This is a genomic window from Pseudomonas sp. NPDC087817 (assembly GCF_044742875.1).
Lineage (GTDB): Bacteria > Pseudomonadota > Gammaproteobacteria > Pseudomonadales > Pseudomonadaceae > Aquipseudomonas.
Genome location: NZ_JBIUVJ010000034.1, coordinates 45281 through 52210, shown reverse-complemented (window position 1 = coordinate 52210; position 6930 = coordinate 45281). Strand labels below are relative to the sequence as shown.

The following is a 6930-nucleotide window of genomic DNA, read 5'->3' as shown; positions in this document are numbered from 1 at the left end:
CGGCCGCATCACGCGCGACGGCCTGCAGGACATGTCCCGTCAGCGCCTGCGTCCATCGCTGGGCGAAAGCAGTGGCATCGTCTGCCCGCGTTGCAACGGCACCGGCATCATCCGTGACGTTGAATCGCTGTCGCTGGCGATCCTGCGTCTGATCGAAGAAGAAGCCCTGAAAGACCGCACTGCCGAAGTTCGCGCTCAAGTGCCGATCCCGGTCGCGGCTTTCCTGCTCAACGAAAAACGTAACTCGATCACCAAGATCGAACTGCGCACCCGTGCTCGCATCGTCATTCTGCCGAACGATCACCTGGAAACCCCGCACTTCGAAGTTCAGCGTCTGCGTGACGACAGCCCGGAAGCCGCGACCAACCAGTCCAGCTACGAAATCGCTGCCGCCGCTGCCGAAGTCGAGGAAGTCCAGCCAGCCGCTGCGACCCGCACCCTGGTTCGTCAGGAAGCCGCGGTCAAGACCGCTCCGGCCCGTGCCAACGCTCCGGTTCCGACCGAAGCTGCCGCACCTGTTGCCCCAGCGCCTGCTCCGGTTGCTGCGCCAGAACCAAGCCTGTTCAAAGGTCTGGTGAAATCGCTGGTCAGCCTGTTCGCGACCAAAGAAGAACCAGCCGCTCCGGTTGTGGTTGAAAAACCAGCCGCCGAACGTCCGGCCCGTAACGAAGAGCGTCGCAACGGTCGTCAACAGAGCCGCAACCGTAACGGTCGTCGCGATGAAGAACGCAAGCCGCGCGAAGAGCGCGCTCCACGTGAAGAACGCGCCCCACGCGAGCCGCGTGAAGAGCGTGCGCCACGCGAAGCCCGTGAAGTCCGCGAGCCTCGTGAAGCCCGCACCGAAGCGCCTGTAGCCCGCGAAGAACGCGCGCCACGTGCTCCGCGTGAAGAACGTGCACCGCGCGCTCCGCGTGAAGATCGCAAGCCTCGTGGCGAGCGTGAAGAACGTGTACGTGAACTGCGCGAACCTCTGGACGCTGCTCCAGTTGCTGCCGCCGCTGCTGTGACCGCTGAAGAGCGTCCGGCCCGTCAGCCACGTGAAGAACGCGCACCGCGTCCGCCGCGTGAAGAGCGTCAACCGCGTCCTGAGCAAGCCGCTGCTGTCGTTGCTGAAGAAGAAGTCATCAGCAATGAAGAGCAACTGCCGGAAGACGGTTCGGAGAACGCCGAAGGCGATCGTCCACGTCGTCGCTCCCGCGGCCAGCGTCGTCGCAGCAACCGTCGTGAGCGTCAGCGTGATGCCAACGGCAACGTGATCGAAGGTTCGGAAGAATCCGAATCCGAAACCGGCGAAAACGCTGAAGCGCCAAGCACTGCCGATCTGGCTGCTGGTCTGGCTGTTACCGCTGCTGTTGCCAGCACGGTGATCAGCGCTCCAGCTGAAGCCCAAGCTCACGAGCAGGCTGAACGCGCTACTGCTGCGACGCTGGAAACCGCTCCAGTTGAAGCACCGGTTGTTGAAGCTCCCGCTGTTGAAGCAACCACTCCAGTAGAAGTGACTGCTGCTCCAGAGGTTGAAGTGGCTCCGGTTCGCGAAGCCCAGTCGCAGTTTGAAGCGTTCGCTCAACCTGCTGCTGAAGTCGCCGGGGCACCAGTCGTTGTTGCAGAGCCGGTTGTCGAAACCGTCGCTGAAATCGTGACCGAAACCGTGCGTGAAGTTCGCGAAGAGCAAACCGCATTCAACTGGGTTGCCGAGCCAGCCGTCGCTGAAACACCAGCGCCTGCATTCGAAGCGCCAGTGGTTGAAGAAGCCAAGGTTGCCGAACCTGCTCCAGCGCCAGTCGTTGAAGCACCGGTGGTCGAAGCGCCAGTGGTTGCCGAAGCTCCAGCCCCGGTGGCTGAGCCAGCTCCAGCCAGCGCCCTGACGCCAAACGGTCGCGCGCCAAACGATCCACGTGAAGTGCGTCGTCGCAAGCGTGAAGAAGAGCGTCTGGCGAAAGAAGCCGAACTGGCTGCCGCTGCTGCTCCGGTTGCTGCCGAGCCAGCCGTTGTTGCTGAAGTGGTCGAGGCAGCGCCTGCCCCGGTTGCTGAAGAAGCCGTGGTTGAATCGGTCATCGCTGAAGCTCCACGCTCCGTTCAGGACGCGGTAGAGCAACACGAAGAGGCCCAGGAAAAAGAACACGAGCCTAAACCTCTCGTCTGATTCCAAAAGCCAATAAAAAGCCCCGCCCGGTGAAAGCCTGGCGGGGCTTTTTTATACCTCCAATATCAGCACAACCCCGAACCATGGTAGGAGCGAGCCTGCTCGCGAAAGCGGTGTGCCAGGCAATATTCATGTAGCTGAACCACCGTATTCGCGAGCAGGCTCGCTCCCACAGGGGATCTATGCTTGGCTCAGTATTAAGGGAAGACCAAAGATTCAGGCACATCGATATCCCACAACACTCCGGGATCATCCACTGCAACCTCAACCACCCGCCCCTGCTTGAACAACGGCCTGGCCCCGCGATCACCGTTCAACGCAAGCAAGCCCGGACCGAACGAACGCCCAAACCCCACCGGATGCCCAAACTCGCCAGCCTGCACCGGCACGCTCACCGCATCGTCAGCCATTGCCGCCACCACCCGCTCGATACTCGACGGCAGGATAAACGGCATATCCCCCAGCACGATCAACCAGCCATCCACTTCCGGGCACGCCGCCACACCGGCTGCAATGCTGTCGCCCATCCCGGTAGACTCGATCGAAACCACCTCACACCCATACGCCTGAGCCATGCGCATTGCCTGCGGCCGCGCTTCAGTGGTCACCAGCACGCGCTTGTCGAGACTGGCCGGCAGATTCACCAACACTTGCTCGATCACCGAACGCAGGGCGCCATCGCGCCCGGTGCAATCGGCCAGCAACTTGTCCTTGTCCGCACCGGCAACCTGGCGGAAGCGGCTGCCCTCGCCCGCTGCCAGCACCACCACGCCGATCGATCGACTCATGCGCCCTCCACTGTTTTCTTCTGTTTCAACTCGACCCCGTTCTTGATCGCGACGATTTCTGCCAGCAAGGACAAAGCGATTTCTGCCGGCGAGTGACTGCCGATGTGCAAGCCGATCGGCCCGTGCAAACGAGCGATGGCTTGTTCCGACAAGCCTAGCTGAGCCAGATTCTCCCGGCGTTTTTGACTGTTGACCCGCGAGCCCAGCGCTCCGACATAAAAGGCCGGCGAATCCAGCGCTGTGAGTAACGCCATGTCATCCAGCCGTGGATCGTGAGTCAGCGCGACAATCGCCGTGCGCTCATCGGTTTGAATACTCAGCACCGCATCATCCGGCATACCGGGGACGAAACGACCGTGGTGCTCTTCCCAACCGTAGACGAATTCGGTGCGTGGATCGCAGATCAGCACCTCGAAATCCAGCAACCGCGCCATGTCCGCCACGTACCGCGACAACTGCCCGGCACCGATCAACAGCAGCCGCCAGCGCGGGCCATAAATCGCGCGTAGGGTCTTGCCGTCGAATTCCAGCCAGTCGGATTTGCTCGCGGCCGTCAGAACCACTTCACCGGTTTCGATATTCAGCTCACGGGCGACGATCTCATGGGCTTCGCAACGCGCCAACAGCTCGGCGACCCAGGCCGGATCACCGACCCGCTCCTCGGTCAGACGCAACGTACCGCCGCACGGCAAGCCGAAGCGCGCCGCCTCTTCCCGCGTGACGCCATAGGTGATCAATTGCACCGGCGCCCCGTCAGCGGCAATCCGTCCGTCGTGCAGGCGGGCAATCAAGTCATCCTCGACACACCCGCCCGACACCGAGCCGATCACCACGCCGTCCTCGCGCAACGCCAGCATGGCGCCGGGAGCCCGGGGCGCGGTGCCCCAGGTCTGCACCACACTGAACAACACCACCCGCTGACCGGCGCGGCGCCATTCGAGCACGCTGCGCAGAACATTGAGATCAGCGCTGTCCATCAGGCTTTGGCCTTCTGCCAGCCCTGCAACTGATAACGCACCGGCAGATTGCGAATACGCTGACCGGTGGCCGCGAAGATCGCATTGCACAGCGCCGGCGCAATCGGCGGCACACCCGGCTCACCGACACCTCCCAAAGGCACATCGCCCGGCGGCGTCACCAGATGCACCGCAACCTCTTTCGGCGCGAGCGACATGCGCGCGACTTCGTACATATGGAAGTTATCCTGCTGCACCTTGCCGTCCTTGAAGCTGATCTCACCCAGCACCGCATTCCCGAGGCCCATGACACAGGCACCCTCGAACTGCGAACGGATGCGCTCAGGGTTGATCTGCGGCCCGCAATCCACGGCGATGTCCGCCTTGTGCACGATCAGCGTGCCATCGTCTTTGACCTCGACTTCAATGACCGCCGCCACATAGGTGACGAAACTGTAATGCACCGCCAGACCGAGGCCGCGCCCCTTGGGCAATTGACGTCCCCAACCGGCCGCCTTGGCCGCGGTTTCCAGCACGGTGCGCATACGCCCGGTGTCGATCGGATAACGCTCGGGGGATTCGCCGTAGTTCCACTCTTCGCTCAGGGTGCGCGGATCGATCTGTCGATCCGGGCCGAGCAGTTTGATCTGGTACTTCAACGGATCAACACCGGCCTTGTGCGCCAGTTCATCGACAAAACTCTGGATCGCAAAACCGTGGGGGATGTTCGACACCGAGCGATACCAGCCGACCCGCGTGTGCACAGTGGCTTCGGGATTTTCCAGACGCACGTTGGGGATGGCATAAGCCATGTTGGTGAAACCCATGCCCAGCTCGAACGCCGCCTCATGGTTCATGCCCGGAGCAAACAGAGCGGTGATGCTTGGCGCGACGGTGCGATGCAGCCAACCGGACGGCATGCCATCCTTGCCGATCCCGGCCTTCAGGTATTCGGCGGACACGGTGTGGAAATACGAATTGTGGATGTCATCTTCACGCGTCCACTGCACCCGCAGCGCTTTGCCCGGAAATTCCTTGGCGAGGATCGCGGCTTCAACGACGAAGTCAGGCTTCGACTTGCGCCCGAAACCGCCACCCAGCAGCGTGACATTGAAGGTGACGTTATCGAACGGCAAACCGAGACGTTCGGCGATCCGCTCACGGGTGACCTGTGGCGCCTGACTCGGCGCCCAGGCTTCGCAAACCCCGTTGTTATAACGGGCAATGGCAACCATCGGCTCCATCGGTGCCTGCGCCAGATGCGGCAGGTAATAAGAAGCCTCAAGGCTGCTGGCAGCACCGCTCAAGGCCTTGTCGATATCGCCGGTATTGCGCACCACTTTGCCGGGCTTCAGCGATGCGGCTTCCAGCTCCTTGCGGTAGGCAATCGAATCGTAACTGGCGTTCGGGCCATCATCCCATTCGATCTTCAGCGCCTCGCGCCCCTTGATCGCCGCCCAGGTATTGCTCGCGACGACCGCCACGCCACCCAATGGCTGGAACTCCGAAGGCAACGGACGGTTTTCGATCTGAATCACTTTAAGCACACCCGGGACTTTCAGCGCGGCGCTGTCATCCACCGATTTGACCTTGCCGCCGTACACTGCCGGACGGGCGATGGTCGCGTAGAGCATGCCGTCGAAATGCACGTCGGCACCGTACACCGCGCGGCCGTTGACGATGTCGTCACCGTCGATGGCTTTGTTGCCTTCCTTGCCGATGTAGCGAAATTCCGACGGCTGCTTGAGCCGCAGACTGTCACGCGCCGGCACCGTCAACGCACTGGCTGCGGCGGCGAGTTCGCCATAACCCAGCTCACGCCCGGACGTTTTATGAACGACTTTGTGCAACTGCGCGTGACACTCGCCGACCGGCACTTTCCATTGGTCGGCGGCGGCTTGCTCAAGCATGGTCCGGGCAGCGGCGCCGCAGCGACGCATCGGCTCGTACCAGTGACGCATGCTGCGTGAACCGTCGGTGTCCTGGTTGCCGAAACGTACTTCATCGCCCGGGGCCTGCTGCACTTTGACGTGAGCCCAGTCAGCCTCAAGTTCGTCGGCAACCACCATGGTCAGACTGGTGCGCACGCCCTGGCCCATTTCCGAACGGTTGCACACCACCGTCACCGTACCGTCGGCCGCAATGCTGACGTAGACCTTCGGATCATCGATCCAGCCGTTGGGCATGCCATCGGCGCCGAATTTCTTTTCCTTCTCGTCGGCCAGCGCATCCTGCCAGCCCCAACTGGCGGCCAGCACCAGCGCACCGGTTGCGCCGACACCTTTGAGAAAGCCTCGGCGACTGAGATTGCTCAGGGCGAAATCGTTCGGAAGACGGCTCATGCCTTGACCTCCTTCAGATGAGTGGAGGCCTGACGGATCGCGGTTTTGATCCGGTTATAGGTGCCGCAACGGCAAATGTTGCCGACCATCGCTTCTTCGATCTGCTCGTCGCTCGGGTTGGGATTGGTCTTGAGCAGCGCCGTCGCGGACATGATCTGCCCGCCCTGACAGAAACCGCATTGCGCGACAGCCGTGTCGAGCCAGGCTTGCTGAACGATTTGCCCGACCGGATCAGCGTGCAGATTGTCGATAGTGGTGACGTTTTGCCCGACCACTGAGCCAATCGGTGTGATGCAACTGCGTGCAGGCAACCCATCGATATGAATGGTGCAGGCGCCGCACAGGCCCATGCCGCAGCCGAATTTGGTGCCGTTGTAACCGGCGACATCACGAATCGCCCACAACAGTGGCATGTCTTCGGTGACATCGAGGGGATGGTCTTGACCGTTGAGTTTCAGGGTAATCATGGGCACGCCCGCATATTTCTAGTGGTTATGGGGTCGAGCAATCTGCCGCCGGAAATCAGCGGTGTGGTTCGCGCAGATCGACTCAGGCTAATCGGCCGATACACATCAGTGAAGCTCAACACTGATCCTGTGGCGAGGGAGTCAACGCTGACTGATATGTGGTTGGCACAGGCTCTCTTGTGCTGACGGCGACGTCTGCACCGGGCCTTTGATGGAGCAAATGACGGTTATCGT

At 61.7% G+C, this 6930-nt stretch carries 5 protein-coding genes; 1 reads left to right on the top strand and 4 read right to left on the bottom strand.

Annotated elements, in window-relative coordinates; genetic code table 11:
• A partial coding sequence (locus tag ACIONG_RS20010) for a ribonuclease E (RefSeq protein WP_401302241.1) occupies window positions 1-2143 on the top strand: 2143 nt, incomplete at its 5' end.
• A gap of 197 nt (window positions 2144-2340) precedes the next feature.
• Here ACIONG_RS20010 and ACIONG_RS20005 read toward each other — a convergent pair.
• The 4 genes from ACIONG_RS20005 to ACIONG_RS19990 are packed head-to-tail and all read right to left on the bottom strand — an operon-like array spanning window position 2341 to window position 6696.
• Window positions 2341-2931, bottom strand: a complete 591-nt coding sequence (locus tag ACIONG_RS20005; protein WP_401302238.1) for a nucleotidyltransferase family protein — start codon at window positions 2929-2931, stop codon at window positions 2341-2343.
• Entirely contained in the window at window positions 2928-3908 is a 981-nt protein-coding gene (locus ACIONG_RS20000; RefSeq protein WP_401302235.1) for an XdhC family protein, read from the bottom strand. The genes ACIONG_RS20005 and ACIONG_RS20000 overlap by 4 nt, the downstream gene beginning before the upstream one ends.
• A complete protein-coding gene (locus ACIONG_RS19995; protein WP_401302232.1) occupies window positions 3908-6229 on the bottom strand; it encodes a molybdopterin cofactor-binding domain-containing protein in 2322 nt (773 codons plus the stop codon). Before ACIONG_RS19995 ends, ACIONG_RS20000 begins: the two co-directional genes overlap by 1 nt.
• On the bottom strand, window positions 6226-6696 hold the full coding sequence (locus ACIONG_RS19990; RefSeq protein ID WP_213026287.1) for a (2Fe-2S)-binding protein: 471 nt from the start codon (window positions 6694-6696) through the stop codon (window positions 6226-6228). The genes ACIONG_RS19995 and ACIONG_RS19990 overlap by 4 nt, the downstream gene beginning before the upstream one ends.
• Window positions 6697-6930: the final 234 nt, after the last annotated feature.